This is a genomic window from Winogradskyella maritima (assembly GCF_042650215.1).
GTDB lineage: Bacteria > Bacteroidota > Bacteroidia > Flavobacteriales > Flavobacteriaceae > Winogradskyella > Winogradskyella maritima.
This window is the reverse complement of sequence record NZ_JBHSAT010000004.1, coordinates 1,339,278-1,357,691: the sequence shown is the minus strand read 5'-3', so window position 1 is coordinate 1,357,691 and position 18,414 is coordinate 1,339,278. Positions and strand designations below refer to the sequence as shown.

The 18,414-nt window shown below is 38.9% G+C and carries 12 protein-coding genes; 1 reads left to right on the top strand and 11 read right to left on the bottom strand.

Features of this window, described 5'->3' with window-relative positions:
- The 4 genes from ACFOSX_RS07175 to abc-f all read right to left on the bottom strand — a co-directional run bounded on the left by ACFOSX_RS07175 (position 1) and on the right by abc-f (position 7,647).
- Positions 1-1,317 (bottom strand): TolC family protein, encoded by a 1,317-nt coding sequence (locus ACFOSX_RS07175; protein ID WP_386098480.1) that lies wholly within the window; start codon positions 1,315-1,317, stop codon positions 1-3.
- Positions 1,307-4,525 carry an efflux RND transporter permease subunit gene (locus ACFOSX_RS07170; protein WP_386098477.1) on the bottom strand — a complete coding sequence of 1,073 codons (3,219 nt, stop codon included), beginning with the start codon at positions 4,523-4,525 and terminating at the stop codon, positions 1,307-1,309. Before ACFOSX_RS07170 ends, ACFOSX_RS07175 begins: the two co-directional genes overlap by 11 nt.
- A 3-nt stretch (positions 4,526-4,528) precedes the next feature.
- Positions 4,529-5,671, bottom strand: a complete 1,143-nt coding sequence (locus ACFOSX_RS07165; RefSeq protein ID WP_386098474.1) for an efflux RND transporter periplasmic adaptor subunit — start codon at positions 5,669-5,671, stop codon at positions 4,529-4,531.
- A 65-nt stretch (positions 5,672-5,736) separates the two neighbouring features.
- Positions 5,737-7,647 (bottom strand): ribosomal protection-like ABC-F family protein, encoded by a 1,911-nt coding sequence (gene abc-f / locus ACFOSX_RS07160; RefSeq protein WP_386098471.1) that lies wholly within the window; start codon positions 7,645-7,647, stop codon positions 5,737-5,739.
- Between the two features lie 110 nt (positions 7,648-7,757).
- Here abc-f and ACFOSX_RS07155 point away from each other — a divergent pair, with 110 nt between their 5' ends.
- Entirely contained in the window at positions 7,758-8,141 is a 384-nt protein-coding gene (locus tag ACFOSX_RS07155; protein ID WP_386098468.1) for a DUF983 domain-containing protein, read from the top strand.
- 241 nt (positions 8,142-8,382) lie between these two features.
- Here the strand turns inward: ACFOSX_RS07155 and ACFOSX_RS07150 are convergent, their stop codons facing one another.
- The 7 genes from ACFOSX_RS07150 to topA all read right to left on the bottom strand — a co-directional run bounded on the left by ACFOSX_RS07150 (position 8,383) and on the right by topA (position 18,234).
- Positions 8,383-9,423, bottom strand: coding sequence for an NAD(P)/FAD-dependent oxidoreductase (locus ACFOSX_RS07150; RefSeq protein WP_386098465.1), 1,041 nt, complete (start codon positions 9,421-9,423; stop codon positions 8,383-8,385).
- A gap of 328 nt (positions 9,424-9,751) precedes the next feature.
- Positions 9,752-10,651 carry a type IX secretion system ring subunit PorN/GldN gene (gene porN / locus ACFOSX_RS07145; RefSeq protein ID WP_386098462.1) on the bottom strand — a complete coding sequence of 300 codons (900 nt, stop codon included), beginning with the start codon at positions 10,649-10,651 and terminating at the stop codon, positions 9,752-9,754.
- 43 nt (positions 10,652-10,694) lie between these two features.
- Positions 10,695-12,272, bottom strand: coding sequence for a type IX secretion system motor protein PorM/GldM (gene porM, locus ACFOSX_RS07140; RefSeq protein ID WP_386098459.1), 1,578 nt, complete (start codon positions 12,270-12,272; stop codon positions 10,695-10,697).
- Between the two features lie 56 nt (positions 12,273-12,328).
- Positions 12,329-12,961 (bottom strand): type IX secretion system motor protein PorL/GldL, encoded by a 633-nt coding sequence (gene porL, locus ACFOSX_RS07135; protein ID WP_386098456.1) that lies wholly within the window; start codon positions 12,959-12,961, stop codon positions 12,329-12,331.
- Positions 12,962-13,039: 78 nt separating this feature from the next.
- Entirely contained in the window at positions 13,040-14,386 is a 1,347-nt protein-coding gene (porK, locus tag ACFOSX_RS07130; RefSeq protein WP_449361569.1) for a type IX secretion system lipoprotein PorK/GldK, read from the bottom strand.
- A 167-nt stretch (positions 14,387-14,553) separates the two neighbouring features.
- Complete coding sequence (locus ACFOSX_RS07125) at positions 14,554-15,720, bottom strand: formimidoylglutamase (RefSeq protein ID WP_386098450.1); 1,167 nt, start codon at positions 15,718-15,720, stop codon at positions 14,554-14,556.
- Positions 15,721-15,723: 3 nt separating this feature from the next.
- Positions 15,724-18,234 (bottom strand): type I DNA topoisomerase, encoded by a 2,511-nt coding sequence (topA, locus tag ACFOSX_RS07120; RefSeq protein WP_386098447.1) that lies wholly within the window; start codon positions 18,232-18,234, stop codon positions 15,724-15,726.
- Positions 18,235-18,414: the final 180 nt, after the last annotated feature.

The following is an 18,414-nucleotide window of genomic DNA, read 5'->3' as shown; positions in this document are numbered from 1 at the left end:
CTAGAACTTTACATTTAGGAGTTCTCCACTTAATTGAAGTACAATGATTTCCGCAAGTTTAGCTTCGTACTTAGCTTGATTCCGACTTAATTCTGTAGACAAGAGGTTCAACTGTGCTTGCCGAAACTCAATGGATGTTGCTTGACCCAATTTGAATTTTTCAACCGTACGCTCAAAATTATTTCGCGCGGTCTTAATGTTGATATCCTGAACTTGAAGAATCGTCAATTTATTCTGATAATCGTCCCAAGCGTTATTAAAATTCCGCTCAATATCAAGAATAAGAGCTTCTTTCTGGAGTTTCTGACTTTCAAGATTAAGTTTGGCGTTTTTCACTCGTGTGATGGTAGCACCCCCATCAAAAAGATTCCAACTGAGATTAAGCCCAGCAGACAAGCCTGTATTTGTAGACACTGCCACAAAGCTTGCGGCGTTGTTGTTATTCTGATTCCAACCGTAGGTACCGTTCAGCCCAATTGTTGGAAGATATCCTGATTTATTGGCCTTAATTGTAAAATCACTAATTTGAATATTACGTTCTATTTGCTGAAGATTTACATTATTTGCGATTAATTTTTGCCTTAAATCTTGTTTATTCAACTGCATTAAAAATGTAACGGTTGTATCGACTTCAAATTCAGAATTAATAGTGTTTCCGGTAACTACATCCAAGTCGCGCTTGGCATTGATGAGCGCTTGGCGGGCGGTGATGATATTGATGCTATCGTTATTGATGTCCACTTCGGCATTAAGCACAGTCAATTTTGTGGTCTGGCCATAATCAAACTGATATTCTGAACGTATTAATCGGTCTTTCGAAATATCAAAAGTTTCATTTAGGGATAATAGGTTTTCTTCACGTTGCGCGACATCGTAATAAATGGTCAGTAATTGTACGATGGTATTTTCAATGGTTTCCCTGGCTTGTAATTCTGAAAGCGCATACTGTTCCTTCAAACTTTTATAATCATACATCCTGCCCAAACCGTCAAAAATGGTGTAATTCAAATTTAAAGACGCATTATATCTTGAGCTTTCAGCACCATTTAACGTGGTTTCTCTACCATCGGCAAACTCTGCACTAAGGTTATCCCTATTGAAGGTAGCTCCAGCATTTCCAGTAAGGGTTGGCAAGTAACCTGAATTTAAAATACTTGTATTATTCTCCGCAACTTCAAGATTATTATTGGCAATCTTAATCCCGTAATTATTTTCTAAAGCCAAAGTGATAGCCTCTTCAGGGCTAACCACCTTTTGGCTAAATATGGAGCCATAAGAAAATAAGGCAACTAATGCTATTTTAAACTTAATGGACATGTGCTTCATTTTTTTCTTTAATAGCCCGTTCTACTTCTTCTTTTGTCACATCCTTACCCGTTGCCAACCACTTAGCATTCTTCTTTAAGTAATTGCTAAACGACAAAAATATCGGTAACACTATTAACGTTAATACTGTGGCGAAGGCGATACCATAAGCAATAGACACTGCCATAGGTATGAGGAATTGTGCCTGACGACTTTCTTCAAAAATCAATGGTGCCAATCCGGCTACTGTTGTTATGGACGTTAGAAAAATAGCTCTAAATCGTGCACGACCAGCTTCGTATAAGGCCTCGTCAAATTCCATCCCGCCTTTCAGATTGCTATTAAATTTGCTTATAAGTACCAATCCGTCATTCACCATAATCCCAATAAGAGCAATAATACCCAATAAAGACAGTATGTTTAATGGAAAATCATGAATCCAATGTCCCCAGGCCACTGCCGGTAAGCTCAACGGAATAATCAGCAATAAAATTAACGGCTGGCTATAACTTCTGAATGTAAACGCAATGACAATATAGATAAGTAACAACACCGTAAGCCCCACAGGAGCCAAAGAATTTGTGAGTTTAAGACGCTCTCTGTTCTGGCCTTCAAAAATCGGAGTTACTGTTGGGTATTTAGATAAAATCTCAGGCATCACCTCATCCCTAATCTCAGCCATAACATCTGTAGAACTGGTCTTTTTAGGGTCTTTGATATCGGCAGATACTTGTATTTCTCGCCGTCCTTCTAAATGATTAATGGCTACATCACCTCTAATAATACTATAGGATGCTATCTCATTCAATGGAATTTTTTCTCCCACTGGTGTTGTAATTCTCATATCATCCAAATTGGTGATGGATGACCTATCACTTCTATCATAGCGCACCCAAACCCTAATTTCATCTTGGCCTCTTTGGAAACGTTGCGCCTGCGCGCCGAAAAATCCAGAACGCACTTGTGCCATCACCGTCCTTAAATCCAAACCTAAAGCATAAGCTGTTTCATTGAGCTCTAAGCGAATTTCTTTTATTCCCGCCGGGTCATTGTCCGTGACGTCTTTAAGCAAAATATTATTTTCTAAATTCTGTTTTAATTCTGCTTTTACAGCTTTTAGCTCCTCGATATTATTTCCAAGAAAAGAGACGGAAATAGGACTTCCACCAAAGTTACCACCGCCACCGTAGGTTAAACTTTCAACACCTAAAACGGGGCCGACTAAATCTTGTATTCTAGCAGTCACCAAATTTGTAGTGATGTCATTCGGTCGTAATTCGCCTGGCAATAGGTTAATTTGAAGAGACGCCGCAGATGAACCCGGCCCAATCGTCTTTATCATATTTTCTACCAGAAATTCACTGGGATTGTCAGACCCTATGTATTCATCATGAATTTGTTGGGTCGCTAGTATCGCTTTGTCTTCAATAAATGAAATTATACTATCTGTTACATTTTCATTAGTCCCGTTAGGCATGTTAAGGTTAATAGCGACTTGATCACTTGCTATTTGTGGGAAAAATGCTACTCTAATAATGCCACCGCTAATGCTTGAAAATGTTAGAATCATAAAGACCACGAAGAATGAAAACGACAAGAATTTATAGTTCAACGAAAAGCGTAAAACAGGGCTATACACATTATCCCGAAGCCAACGCATAATACGGTCTCCGAATTCATTTATGTATCTCAATTTTGAAAAAGCGTTTTGCACGTAACCCGAAAAGCCCTTTTTTGGTTTAGGCTGTTCTACTCTTAAAGCTTTTGAATGCGCCAAATGCGCGGGAAGAATAATCAAAGCTTCAACCAGTGAGACGATTAACGTCAACATCACCACCACAGAAACTTCTCCAAAGAACTCGCCAATACGTCCATCAAGAAAAAGGAAAATACCAAAGGCCAATATCGTAGTGATTATAGCAGAAAGTATTGCAGGCATAACTTCCATCACACCATCAATGGCCGCTTGCTCTGGTGTTTTACCACGTTCGTAATGTTGATATATGTTTTCGGCGATGACAATACCATCATCTACTAAAATCCCAATAACGATAATCATTCCGAATAAAGAAAGAACGTTAATGGTGACATCAAAATAACCCGCAAACATAAACATCCCTAAAAAAGCCACAGGTAATCCAAAAGCGACCCAAAAGGCTAGTCTTGTATTTAGGAAAAGTGACAGAAACAACAATACCAATAGCATCCCAACAACGGCGTTCTCCGTTAATAATGCTGTTCGTTGCACTAAAGTTGTTGACCTATCGGAGACAACATTTAATTGAATGTTATCATAGCGCTGATTAAAGTCCTCTATATAATCTTTGGTTTTTTCTGCGGATGAAATTAAATCCTCAGAATTGGTACTGGTGATGGTAATATTTATGGAAAGATTACCATTAAAATAGCTAGAGTTTGGCGTTTCAGAAAATTGGTCTTTTACACTCGCGACATCCTTAAGCTGAATTTTTCGACCAGAAGCATCCGACCGTATGATTGTATTAGACAGCTCATCAGCGTAGTAAGAACGGTTATTTGCCCTAATTAAATATTCCTCGGCATCTGTTTTAATTGTCCCGCCCGTAGTAATTAAACTCGCTTGATTAACCGCTTGGGCCACTTCGGCAAAGGTGAGGTTGTAAGCCAATAAATCGGCTTCATTTACTGCAATTTCTATTTCCTCTTCAGGATAACCAGAAATCTGAACTTGGGAAATACCGTCAATCCCTCGCAAGTCGTTTTCGATCTGACGGCCAATCTGCTTTAATGTCGCCAAGGACACATTTTTGCCACTCACAGAAAAGGTTATCGTAGGTCGTAGAGCTTCCTGTTTGGCAACTACCAGAGGTTCCATACCTACCGGAAAGGACGGTACGCGGTCCACGGCATTCTTAACCTCAAGCAACATGAAATCTATATTCTTGCCCTTTTCAATTTCCACGTTGATACTACCACTGTTCTCACGTGAGGTTGAAGTGACACGCTCTATTCCATTAAGACCTTTTAAATTATCTTCAATTTTGAGAACGATTCCCTCTTCCACTTCTTGAGGTGACGCCCCAGGATAAGTCACATTGATGCTTATGTTTTTTGAGTCAACAAGCGGGAAGAAAGATGATTTTAAATTTTTTGCCCCGAAAAATCCGAATATAGCAAACATCAAAACCACCACATTCACGGCAACACTGTGTCTTATAAAATAGGCTACGACTTTCCTCATGGCTTAGTTTGAAGATGTAGATTTAGATGAATTTTCTTTGTTTTGAAATGCTTTCACTTTCATCCCCGCATAAGCCCCAGGAATAGGTTTTGCCAAAATGATGGTGCCGTTTGGCACGCCTTTTATCACAGCCTTGGTATCTGAAAAATGGACTGGCTTCACATCTATAATATCTAAAAGACTATCCCTTACCACATAGATTTGATTATTATCCAATAAAAGACCACGCCCAACTTCAATAGCATTACGTTCTTCTTTAGCATTGAGTTTAGCTTCCAAAAACATACCCTCTTTTAAGTCTTTTCCTTTAACTTCTACAAAGGCTTTTATGGTCTGAGTAGTGGCATCAATACTTCCATTAACCCGAGTCACTTTTCCTAAATAACTCATGGTATTTTCAATATTATTGAGTTCTACAGACTCGCCGACCTTTAGAAGTGTCGCGTAAGATTTACCTAAAGACACTTCCATTTCATAAACAGAATTATCTATATATTCTCCGAGTTTTTGCCCGTTTCTAACTAGGGAACCTTCGGTCACCAAAGCTTCAGTGAGAATACCAGAAAAAGGCGCTCGAATTCTATATTTTGAAAGACGCTGTTCTAAATTTTTAACATTGTAATAACTAGATACTATACCTCGACCAGTAATGAAATAGTTTTCCTTTTCAGAAGTCATCTCCGGTAACTTTGGTGTGGTCTTATCCATATCAAAACTATTGAGATAGATCTGCCATTTATCAAAGACTTCTGGAAAGTCTAAGCGCAAATCGGGCATTATTGCCGCAATGGTATTGTATAAATTACTTTTGGCTGATTGTACACTTGCGTAATATTCTGAAGCATCAATACTGATTAAGGTTTGGCCTTGACTATATTCTTGCCCAGGTCTGAATAATTTTCCCGTAGACCTAAAAACACCTTGTACTTCGGCATATAATTCAACACGGCGCTTAGCTACTAAATTTCCGTTAGCCGGAATCACAATCTTAACTGTCTTGTTTTCAATAGTATCCGTAAATACAGTTTTCACAACCTTTTCAGGAACTGGCCGTGTTTTCTTTTTACTGCTTGCTATATAGTTTCCGAGAAAGATGGCGCCGACAATTAAAAGTACGCCGAGAATGCCGAGAATCAGTTTTCTCATGTAGATGATGGTTAGTTAAGCTACAAATTTAGACCAATACCTAAGCCAAGGCAGTTAAAAAAATCCTAATTGTTTAGCTGGTCTAAAGCTTCTTGAACGGTTTCCCAGTCAGCCATTAGTTGCTCCAAACGCTGTTTTTTCTCTTGATAGCCATCAAAGAATTTAGGATCAGAAGCAGTTTGGTCATAATCCGTAGCCAATTTTAAATCATCAGCCTTTATGTCCTTTTCTAAGCTATTGATCTTCGCTTCAATATTACTGAGCTTGTTATTGAGAGATTTCAGTTTTTTCTGGTCTTCGTAGCTTTGTTTATTAGAAACTTTGGATTCGGTTTCCACCACCGTTCGTCGTTCGGCTTCTCTTAGGTTTTCTAAATTCCGTTGCTCCAGATAATAATCGATATCCCCTAAATATTCCTTGATGTTCTGGTCTTTAAATTCATAAACGGTTTCGGTTAAACCTTGAAGAAAATCCCTATCGTGAGACACCAATATCAAAGTCCCTTCAAACTGTTTTAGGGCTTCTTTAAGAACGTGTTTGGATTTAATATCCAAGTGATTGGTTGGCTCATCCATAATCAGCGCGTTTAAGGGTTTTAGCAACAATTTGGCCAATGCTAAACGGTTTCGTTCACCACCAGATAGGACTTTGACGTATTTCTCTACTTCCTCCCCTCGGAATAAAAATGACCCCAAAATATCCCTGACTTTGCTTCTATTCGTTTCATTGGCGGCATCAATCATGGTGTCTAAAACGGTTTTGTTACCATCTAAATACTCTGCCTGATTCTGCGCGAAATACCCAATCTGTACATTATGCCCAATATTAACTTCACCATCATGCTCTAATTCACCGACAATAATTTTTGCCAAGGTTGATTTACCTTGCCCGTTCTGGCCTACAAAGGCAGTCTTTACACCTCTAGGAATACTTAGACTTACATTATGCAACACTTGAAGCTCACCGTAGTTCTTAGATACATCTTCTAATTCTACTACGACCTTACCTGGCGTTACAGACACCGGAAACCGTACACTCATCACCGCATTATCATCCTCATCGACTTCAATACGGTCCATGCGGTCCAATTTCTTTATCAGCGATTGTGCCATAGTCGCTTTGCTCGCTTTAGCCCTAAACTTTTCAATCAGTTTTTCGGTTTGCTGAATCTGCTTTTCCTGATTCTTTTGCGCTGCCAATTGTTGGGTTTTCATTTCGGCACGCAACACTAGAAATTTGCTGTATGGCTTATTGTAATCGTAGATACGACCTAGGCTTATTTCAATAGTTCGGTTGGTGACGTTATCCAGAAACATCTTATCGTGCGATACGATGACCACTGCCCCGGGATAAGTTTTCAAAAAGGATTCTAACCAAATAATAGATTCAATATCGAGGTGGTTCGTGGGCTCATCGAGTAACAATAAATCATTATTCTGAAGTAAAAGTTTCGCCAACTCAATTCGCATACGCCAACCTCCAGAAAAAGTATCCGTCAGTTTGGTGAAATCTTCACGCTTAAACCCTAAACCCTGAAGAATCTTCTCGGTATCGCCTTGGTAATTGTAACCGCCCAATATTTCGTATTGATGCTGAATTTCATTCAAATCAATCATCAGCTGATTGTAGCTTTCGCTTTCATAATCGGTACGCTCGGCGAGTTGAGTATTGATGTCTTCGAGCTGTGCTTCGAGTTGTTTTATGTCTTTGAAGGCTTCGTAGGATTCTTCGAGCACCGTTTTTCCGAAGTCAAAATCAATATCCTGTTTTAAAAACCCAATTTTCAGGTCTTTGTCTGCTGCAATTTGCCCAGTATCATGTTCTTGCTCTTTCGCCAGTATGCGCAAAAGGGTAGATTTTCCCGCACCATTCTTTCCGATGAGACCAATGCGATCGCCGTGACCCAATTTAAAGGTGATGTCTTCAAAGAGATATTCGCCTTGAAACGCAATGGATAAATTATGGATATTGAGCATACCTTTTTTGAATATTGAAATTGACTAAATCGTTGGATGGTGCATCACCCTAAACTTAAAAGCACCTATCTTTATATAGAATTTGAAAACGCAAAAGTAACTGATTTAGCATGATTAGAAAAGGAATGAAACTGTATAGTATTCTGTTTGGCGCTTGCCCAAAATGCCACCAAGAATCCATGTATGTAGAGAAAAATCCTTACATCATTTCTGATACCTTGAAAATACATGAGCGTTGCTCCCATTGCCAAACGAGATACCGAATGGAACCCTCGTTTTTCTATGGCTCCATGTATGTGAGTTATGGTGTTGGTATTGCCTTTGCGGTGGTTGCTTTTGTGGTCAGTTACTTGATTTTTGAATCTTCACTCACTACTGCTTTCTTATCTATTGTTGGAACGCTGGTGGTTCTTATGCCAATTATAATGCGATTGTCTCGCAATATTTGGATTAACTTGTTTATGTCTTACGATTCGGCAAATTCCAAAAACTAAATCACAAGTTTCATTAGATATCATCAAATTATGAACCGTCATTTTTATGCTAGCTATATTCATAAAAACAGCTATGGCTACACCCCTATAGTCCCCTCAAGGGGACAATCTAAACGATGACAATAATTACTAATTGTCAGACTTCCTAAGCAATAAGTTTTCTCAATCGATAATAGATTTTTTAAAAATTGAAAAAATATACCTATGGACTATTGTCCCCTTGAGGGGACTTTAGGGGTGTTTAAAATCTCTGGAAGTTTATCTCCATGTCCAAAGGCTCGTCATATTCAATAAGCTGAAATAATTGCTGTGACACGTAAGGGCCAATCATAACACCTCGGGTTCCCAAACCATTCAAGACATAAAGATTTTTATGTTTTGAATGTCGCCCAACTAAAGGTCTACGGTCTACTGTTGTCGGACGGATGCCAGCCACATGATTAACCACTTTAAAATCGCATTTGAGGATGCTTCTTAACTTTCGTAAAAGCTCCTCTTTAGCTTTTAACGTTGGTTCTTGGGATTTGTCTTCTCTGTTATAGGTGGCGCCCACATAATATCGATATTGCCCAATGGGAAGAAGAAAAACGGAAGACTTAATCGCAACATTGAGATGTAAATCTGGCGCTTCAATAGTCAATACCTCACCTTTGTTTCCGTTAAGTTTGATGTCTTTAAAATAAGGATTTCGCTTCACCCCAAAACCTTCGGCAAAAACGGCGTGTTTGGCTTTTATGTCCTTGTAAACTACACCTTCTTCGGAATGAGTCATTGCGTCATATTGAAACTGTTCTTCTAACAAGTGATGCTTAGACTTTAAACGTTCCTTGTAGGCCATTAACAAGGTTTTCGTATCAATTCTCCCAGCATGCAAGACTTCACCAAAATGAAAGGGTGCGTCGATACATGGTAACGACGTTTTGATAATATCTGGAGACATATAGGTTTCCAATTCTGGTTTTGATTGTGCTTCAAACCATAGATTTTGTTCTTCAATCGAGGCAAAGCGCCTTAAAATTTTGAGTTTGTGATCCACTTTAATGCCTAATTCCTTTTCGAGCTTAGGATACATCGAGTTTACCAAATGCAATTGTTCTTTGGATTGCCAGACTTTGGTAAAACGTTTAAGAATAACAGGATTGTAAAGTCCAGCGGCTACGATTGATGATTTTTGAGAGGCATCATCAAAAACAACAAAGGATTTGTTTTCAGCTTTAAGAATTTCGCAAAACGCGACACTAGCCAAACCGCAACCTACTATGATATAATCCACATGCCTCATGTTGCGAAATTATTAAAATTGAATACGATTACCTACATGATTATACAAAGCTTGTGGGATTGGTGGGTATGACTCTTTAGTTTTAACTATGAGATCACCACGTCTCCCGAAGTTTCGTGATCCTCGTGATGACACTATTATTAATCATAGTTTAAAATCAAAAAATAAGTCATTGCGAAGCGTACCTATGCACGCTGTGGCAATCTTTTGAATACTCTATTATTATGATGAGATCACCACCTCGCTCGTTCCTCTTGCTTCTCGCGATGAAATAAAACAAAAAACGCCCACTAAAAGTGGACGCTTCATTTATATTATGCATCTGGAATTAGTAATTCCACATATCTTGTTCAAAGTTTCGGATTTTATCCTTAATTCGATCCGACTCCAATAACTGCATTAAGGCATTATCTGGAATGTATTCTTTCACCTCTCTATCACCATACACATTTTCTTCTTTGTACATGTAGCCGTGAAAACGACGTGAGTTTAAGAGATGGTCAAACGACACGGGTTTGGCACTGTTCTTATTATTGAAGGCTTTGGCTTCGTGTAAGACGCCTCTAGCTTCTGGGAAGAACACCCAAAACATTCCGATAGGTTCGTTATTGGCTTCATCATCAGAATCGATAAAATTCACATCTGGCGCTGCTGGCGCAATACCTAAAAGACGGTATTTTAATTCACCTTGACGCTTGTCGAAATACCAAAGGCCTTTCAACAAATATGCTTTTACATCGTAAGCCTCAATATTACGCTTTAAGATATATTCTGGATCTACGTAACCATCAGCGTTATACTGATCGTAACCGACATCCATCGTATCTATTTTCTGCATAGACGCCGCCATATCCTCTTGTGTCAATTCTCTTGAAAAATAAGAGTCACTGTACACTTTTGGAATGTCACCATTTTCAACAGCTTTCATCAACGTATGAAACAAAGAACGTCTATTACCTCCAATGTTGTTTGTATCTACAGGGTAGTACAACGGAAAGTTAACACGCTCATCGAGCATTACCTTCTCCCAAGTCATTTTTGAGAATAAGATATCTCTATCATCTACGTAACCATATTCTAGCGGCTGATCGTTGTCCAACAATAACTGAGCTTCGGTCTTTAAACCGATTTCTTCAGGAATCTTGGCGCTTAAGATATTAGCCTGAGCAAACATACCGTTAACGGCAACTACTCCTACTATGGTTAATACAATTTGCTTTAGTTTCATTATTGTCTTTTTTATAAAATTTGAGGCTCTTTTATATACCCTATTAGTTCGCTAATTCAATAACAACTGGTGTTACTGTCTTAATTCTAATAGAACTTCCTTGTGCTTTTGCTTTAATGTTGATGAACTGAACTAGATCACCACGCTTAGCAGAACGCAAGGCATTCTTAGCTTGAGAATTCAATCGGTTTCCATTAACATTTACAGAAGGTTTTCCTGGTACTTTAATGGTAAATGATATAATATCTAATGGTAATTTAAAGTCGAAATCATCACCGAAATCAGCAGATAATTTTCCAATCTCTACGTTATTTCTAGGCAACTTGGCATTTCCTTGCTGACCGTTAAATGATCCTAAAGGCTTTGGTAAATCTTTAATTCTAAAGACTTTGCTGTCAGACACTCTACTTCCGTCATCTAAAGTTGCAGAAACGTTAATCTTAACTTCCCTACCCGACTGTGGACGCATTTCGTATTTACCGGTGCCTGTTTTATTAAGGCCAGGGGCGCTAGCCGAAACTTTATTGTCTGATACACCAGCAAAAGAAATAGTCATTGGGTTGGTTACACCTCGGTAAACAACGTTCATCTTATCAGCAGAAATAGTCGCCGAGTTTGGACGTGGTACTACCACATATTTACCATTAAAGTCGATTGGTAAATCCTTACCATCTTCTTTAAATGTAAACTGACCGTTAACATCATGCTCACCAACATTACCAACAACAAACTCTATACGAGCAGCACCGGTAGAATCAATAGCTTCTGCTCTAGATAAGTCAATATTGTTACCTTCCACAGACAGAGCTGTTGGCGTTACGTTTGCGTATTTTCCTAAAACTACACGACCAGTAAATTTCTCTCCAGCGAAGAATGCATTCTTGTCTGGAATAACTATAGCTGTGTAATTTTTTAATGATACTGCTTCGTCTAATGTGTTTCCTAAGAAAAGGTTGAACATATTAGTTTCAGTTAGCTTCACATCATTCTGCATTGCAGTTAACTTTGTGTAAGAAGCAATAGCCGGGAATCCTTGGTAGTGATAATCTAACCAATCGATTTCCTTACCGTCGTTATTTACAACTGGTGTTGTATCAAATCGATCTTCAAAGTCTTCAATGGCTGATTGATACTTAACGTCATTTCCAAGTATAGTCTTAATATCCGACTTGTACTTTTCAATCGTTGCCATAACCTCGTCACCTTTCTTAGTTAACCGGTCTCCCGTAAACCAAGCTTCGTCCAAGATGTCAGTCTTGTCCATTGCTTCGAATGGTAATTTTCCTGTTTCTGGATCTATTTCGTACTTACCTTCTCTAAGAAGATCATTTTTCAATGTTTCAATATAAGCAAAGAATCGATCAGAAACTGCGGTGATTTGGTTGGCCTTAGCGGCAGCTTCCTTAAATTCTTCGGGCTTTTCTGTTGCCTTTGTTTCTAAGTTGGCCAGCATTCCTGCATTGTTTTCTGCAGCGGCTTCATTATTGTTTTCAAACTTGGCTTCCATAAGACCAAACGCTGTAAGTACTTCTTTTGACATATTCATCGCCATCATTGCGATAAATACCAAGTACATCAGGTTGATCATTTTTTGCCTAGCATTAGCTTTTCCTCCTGCCATGATTAATTAGTTTTTATAGGTTTTAAATTAAAGTTTGGGTAATTATTAAAAACTAATTAGTTCTTGTTCATTGCAGAAAGCATTCCACCATATACACCATTTAAGGATGATAAGTTAGAAGCTAATGATTGCATTTGTTCTTTTAACTTAGTTGCATTTTCTACTGCTTCTTCGTTAATGTTAGCTTGTCTACTAGCGCTTTCCATTTGCACTTTGTATAAGCTATTTAAAGATTCCATCTGAGCCGCAGCTAATGATAATTCTTCACCGTATTTCTTCTGTGCAGTCATTGAATCAACTGTCGGTGCAATACCTTTTGCAGCACCTTCGAAGTTTTTGATGCTATCACCTAAGCTAGACATTAATTCTGCATCAATCTTAGCCTCTTTTAATAGGTTGTCTAATTTCTTAGATAATTGTGCTTCAACTTCCTCTGGAGTTTCATTCTTCTTGCGATTTTTTGCTTGACCACCATCTAATTCTGGATATACCAATGACCAATCTAGGTCGTCTTGTTGTTTTTCAAAAGCGGAGTATGTAAATACTAAGGCTTCTACAATCATACCAATGGTAAGGATTTCTGAACCATAAGGCCAGTGTTGAATTTTAAACAATGCTCCAACAATTACAATTGCAGCTCCTAATCCGTAGATCATGTTTGTTAACGTAAGTTTGCCTTTTTGTGCCATAATTTTTAAATTTTAAAGTTCTAAGTCGGTTACAACTTAAAAGTAGGTTTAAGTTTAGTTTATAGTTTATCTGTAATATTATTTTCTTGCATTTTTGGTCACTTCAGTGCCCATGTAATCTTGTACGGTTCTAAAGCCGATGTAGCTACGTGCAGAATCTGCATATTCGTAATCTCTTGAGCTCACTTGCAGGAAGTAAGCAACATCTTTCCATGATCCTCCGCGAACAACTTTACGCTCATTTTGAGGATCGTTTACTGCTGGGTTGATACTAGACATGTACTCATATGAGGATGTATCGTAAGAACCATTAACCCACTCGGACACATTACCGGCCATATTGTAAAGATTAAAATCATTAGGCTCATAAGCATCAGCTTCTACAGTATAAAGTGCTTGATCTGCTGCATAATCACCACGCATTGGCTTAAAGTTAGCCATAAAACAACCTCTATCATTTTTGGTATAGTAACCACCCCAAGGGAAGGTTGCTCCTTGCAATCCACCACGTGCCGCGTACTCCCACTCTGCCTCATTTGGCAAACGGTATACATTTACGGGCTGACTACCTTTTTCTTTCTGGTAGTTATTATGGTGATTAGTTCTCCACTGGCAAAATGCTTTTGCCTGCTCCCAAGAAACACCAACGACTGGATAGTCACCATAGGCATCATGCCAGAAGTAATCATTGTGCATAGGTTCGTTGTAAGAATATGCAAAGTCTCTAATCCAAGCTGTAGTGTCTGGATAAATTTCGATATCTCGTTGTGAAATGACATCCGAACGCTTTAAGCTTTTGTCTCTTGCTGCCGCCTGAATGTCCATCTCCGTATAGTTATATACAAATTGGGTCACATCCCAAGTACGTTGTCCGTTGTATGATTCCTCTAAAGGAATATACATACCGTCCATCACCTCAGCGTACAACTCATCTGGAAACTCATCTGTATCAAAAATTAGTTCGACATCTTCATTTATTTTACGCTGTTGGTCTCCATAAGTATTAAGCATATAACGTTCATATGCATTTAATAATTCTGGATCCTCTGAATCTACATAAGCAAACTCACCAATATCACCATTACCAGGAGTTTTTCCTTCCAAGTCAGCCATCTCGGCTAATTTCTTTCTAAGAATCTTATCCCTTACATCATAAACAAACTGACGGTACTCACTATTAGTGATTTCCGTTTCGTCCATATAGAATGCTCTAACTGTTGCCGTCTTCGTCGGGGCATCTTCTACACCAGCGATATCGTCATCTGACTTACCCATAATGAATGCGCCACCTGGGACAAGTGTCATTCCATAAGGTTTCTCAGGGTGCCATTTTTTACCTTGCACGCCCACTAACTGTCCTTTGTCACCAGAATTACAACTGGCAATAAAAGCGCCTAATGTGGCTAGTAAAATAAGCTTCTTAATTTTCATAAACTATAGGTTAAATTAGTATCCTTCAAAAATTTTGAGGTGGTAAACATATCTATATATTTTTACATAAACAACTTTTCATCAATTTTTTTTGCATTTCATCCTTGTTAAAATGCATTTCATCGATGTTTTTAACACTTCTAGTCGATAAAATGTACGAATTAGAAGTTGTTCTTCCGGTATGCCTTGTACCACCTTTCTGGCGTATTACCTAGGGTTGCGCCCACATAATCTTCATGGGTGCATGGTAATAACGTATGCTTCTTTAATTTATTATTAAGATTTTCTAAAAAAGGTATTTCTATCCACCATCGACCCGTTTTTAGGCTTTTATAGAAGATAAGTTCCTCGTCTTCAATAAGGACATTGTATTTTTGGTAGGCCGATTCGTCCTTAAAATCGTCATCTTTTACGCGACAATTTACCCCTTCGATGAAATACCAAATCATCTGGGCGACAAGCATTGCCGTTGCTTGGTCTTTTTGGGCGTTCTGATATTCGTAGATACCAAATGAACTTACCTTATTACTGATCCCCGCGTAGCGGGTTACGGCACAAATTTCTTTTCCGGTTAAACCGTTGGGTGAAAATTTTTGATTGCCATCCAATTCTGCAGCGCGAATTGACTTCATATCTATACTTACAATATGTGCATCTCGCATTATAGGCTCTACCATATTTATTTCTGAAGAGACCTCTCCTAAACGGTATGCTTCAAAATAAAGCTTCTCCATCAGGTCGATTTCTTCCTGTGAATTAAAATAAGTCTGATATCCAATGGTTGAATAATTAAAGAGATTATAAGGTTGCTCTAAAATGACCTTTCCTAAATAACTGTTATTTTTAATTGGAAGGTTAGAATCGCCCAAATCAAAATTAGTATCTACATTAACAATATTGACCATAGGCATCAACTGGTCATAAGCGCGGTACTGGCAATAGGTTAAATCTTGACTCCCTCCTAATATAATAGGTATGATGTTTTTTTCAACAAGTAGCTCAATCGAAGTTCTAAGGGCAAAGTACGTATCCTCCACCGATTCCCCAGGTTCAATATCGCCCAAGTCTGCAATATCGGTTGCCCAATTACCAGGGTACAAACCATAAAGCGCCATACGGATAGAATCGAATTTAATGAAGTTGCCTATGTAATTGACGTCATTCCGATTTTCCTGGATTCCAATAATTGCCAAACGGATACCATCTAAATCGGGCATGCCGTTTTGCTGGGAATGAATTCTAATTTTTTTACCGAGATTCTGTTCTGATAATAGTTCGTTATGGGCTAAAACGGTATCGGGAACGGGCGATAAAAAATTAAAATTCATTGGTTATTTCTTTTTGGTAGTTTTTCGTTTTGTAGTTTTCTTTTTGGTCGCCTTTTTCTTTGGCGCATTTTTCTCGAGAATGGCCTGGGCTTCTTCCAACGTCATTTTAGAAACATCGACCGTTTTGGCCAGCTCTACTTTCTGTTTGCCTTTGATAACATTGTGGCGACCCCACCGGGCCTTCTCCACTCGGATACCTTCGTCTTCCCAAACATGGATAAGCTTATCCTTTTCTTTCTGAATCTTATCTTCTATCAAGGTTACGATATCGTCATCAGAGAGATTATCCCAATCGTATTTCTTGTTCACGTTAATGAACATATTGTTCCATTTAATGAATGGTCCGAAACGCCCTTTCCCTTTTTGAACATCTAGCCCTTGATACGTATATATAGGTGCATCAGCTTTTTCTTTCTCCTTAATATATACCAACGCTTCATCATATTCCACACTCAGGGGGTCAACACCTTTAGGTAGCGACACAAATTTCTCGCCGTAGCGCACATATGGTCCATAACGACCATTATTTACTTCGACTTCTTCTTCATTATAATGACCTAATTTTTTAGGAAGTTTGAATAAATCCATGGCTTCCTCATAGGTAATCGTTCCTAATTGCTGGTCTGGAGACAAGCTGGCAAATTGTGGCTTTTCTTCGTCATCTACCGTTCCAATCTGAACCATTGGCCCAAAACGCCCTAACCTTACACTAACTTGCTTACCTGTTTTTGGGTCTATGCCCAAAATACGTTCGCCAGATTCGCGCTCGGCATTTTCCTTCACATCTTCAACTTGCGGATGGAAGCCTTTGTAGAAATCCTTCATCATGGCTTTCCAATCTTCTTTTCCGTCTGCGATATCATCAAAACTCTCTTCGACCTTGGCCGTAAAGTTGTAATCTAAAATGCTTTCAAAATGATTGACCAAAAAGTCGGTCACAATCATCCCGATATCCGTTGGCACCAACTTTCCTTTGTCGGAACCATGTCTTTCGGTTAGGTTGTTTTCTTTCAGTTTTTCATCTTCAAGAACGAGTTGGATATATTCACGCTCTTCGCCATCTACCGTTCCCTTTTCTACATAATTTCTATTCTGAATGGTAGAAATCGTAGGTGCGTAAGTTGACGGACGACCGATACCCAATTCTTCCAATTTCTTCACCAAAGAGGCTTCAGTATACCGCGCTGGCGGTCTTGTGAAACGTTGGGTTGCAGTGATGTAATTTCTATTCAAATTATCATTCACTTTTAAATCTGGTAGTAATCCTGATTGCTCTTCGTCCTCATCGTCATTCCCTTCGAGATAGACTTTAAGAAAGCCTTCAAACGTAATCATCTCACCGTTTGCAGAGAATTGTTCTTTTACTGTCGAATTGCCTTCAACAGCAATCTTCACATTAGTACGTTCTAATTTGGCTTCACTCATTTGTGAGGCGATGGCACGTTTCCAGATTAAATCATACAATCTGGCTTGGTCGCGCTCCACTGATACCGAATGACTCGCAAAATTTGTTGGACGGATGGCCTCGTGAGCTTCTTGAGCACCTTTGGCTTTTCCTTTATAGTTTCTCGGCTTGCTGTATTCTTCGCCGTATGCTGAAATGATTTCGCGTTCTGCCCCTTGCTTGGCTTCTACTGATAAGTTCACAGAATCTGTTCTCATATAAGTAATAAGACCTGCTTCGTAAAGGCGTTGGGCATTACTCATCGTTCGGCCTACAGAATACCCCAATTTACGAGACGCTTCTTGTTGTAAGGTCGACGTAGTAAATGGTGGAGCTGGTGATTTTTTAACTGGCTTTTTCTCCAAGTCGGCAATACTGTAATTGGCATTGATGTTCTTATTTAGAAAAGCCTCAGCTTCTTTTTTGGATTTAAAGTTTGAAGGCAACTTCGCTTTGAACGATTTACCGTCTTCAGTAGTAAATTCCGCATCCACACGGTAGGACGCTTCTGCTTCAAAGGCCTGGATATCACGCTCGCGTTCTACAATCAATCGAACCGAAACGGACTGAACACGACCTGCAGAAAGCCCACCTTTGACTTTACGCCACAATACTGGCGACAGCTCGTAACCTACTATCCTATCCAATACGCGACGTGCTTGTTGCGCGTCCACCAAATTATAATCTATTTGTCTCGGATTCTCAATCGCCTTATTAATCGCCGACTTTGTAATCTCATGAAAAACGATACGCTTGGTCTTATCTTTATCTAGGTTTAAGGTCTCGGCTAAATGCCACGCAATGGCCTCTCCCTCACGGTCCTCATCACTTGCTAACCAAACCATGTCGGCTTTCTTGGCAAGTTCCTTTAATTTTTTAACGACATCTTTTTTGTCCTTGGAGACTTGATATTTGGGTTCGAAATCGCCCTCCACATCAACACCTAATTCTTTGGAAGGCAAGTCTGAAATGTGCCCAAAGCTTGAGGCCACTTTATAATCCTTTCCTAAAAATTTTTCTATGGTTTTGGCCTTTGCAGGCGACTCCACGATGACTAAATTCTTCGACATGTATCCTATTTTAAGGCCACAAAGGTAGGAGAAAAAAAAATGACAATCCTAATATTAAATGTTCGAAGGCTTTAATTACGGGAAATATTAAAGCTCGATTTTTATAAAAATAGAATTATGCCATTTTGTCATAAACTGAAATAAATCCTATCTTTGCACACTTATTGAAACGCAGTATTG

Excerpts from the sequence above, each read along its gene's own strand:
- ACFOSX_RS07175 (WP_386098480.1), bottom strand. The coding sequence starts at position 1,317 with ATGTCCATTAAGTTTAAAATAGCATTAGTTGCCTTATTTTCTTATGGC.
- porM (WP_386098459.1), bottom strand. The coding sequence starts at position 12,272 with ATGGCAGGAGGAAAAGCTAATGCTAGGCAAAAAATGATCAACCTGATG.
- ACFOSX_RS07125 (WP_386098450.1), bottom strand. The coding sequence starts at position 15,720 with ATGAATTTTAATTTTTTATCGCCCGTTCCCGATACCGTTTTAGCCCAT.
- ACFOSX_RS07165 (WP_386098474.1), bottom strand. The coding sequence starts at position 5,671 with ATGAGAAAACTGATTCTCGGCATTCTCGGCGTACTTTTAATTGTCGGC.
- porL (WP_386098456.1), bottom strand. The coding sequence starts at position 12,961 with ATGGCACAAAAAGGCAAACTTACGTTAACAAACATGATCTACGGATTA.
- abc-f (WP_386098471.1), bottom strand. The coding sequence starts at position 7,647 with ATGCTCAATATCCATAATTTATCCATTGCGTTTCAAGGCGAATATCTC.
- ACFOSX_RS07155 (WP_386098468.1), top strand. The coding sequence starts at position 7,758 with ATGATTAGAAAAGGAATGAAACTGTATAGTATTCTGTTTGGCGCTTGC.
- porN (WP_386098462.1), bottom strand. The coding sequence starts at position 10,651 with ATGAAACTAAAGCAAATTGTATTAACCATAGTAGGAGTAGTTGCCGTT.
- ACFOSX_RS07150 (WP_386098465.1), bottom strand. The coding sequence starts at position 9,423 with ATGAGGCATGTGGATTATATCATAGTAGGTTGCGGTTTGGCTAGTGTC.
- topA (WP_386098447.1), bottom strand. The coding sequence starts at position 18,234 with ATGTCGAAGAATTTAGTCATCGTGGAGTCGCCTGCAAAGGCCAAAACC.
- ACFOSX_RS07170 (WP_386098477.1), bottom strand. The coding sequence starts at position 4,525 with ATGAGGAAAGTCGTAGCCTATTTTATAAGACACAGTGTTGCCGTGAAT.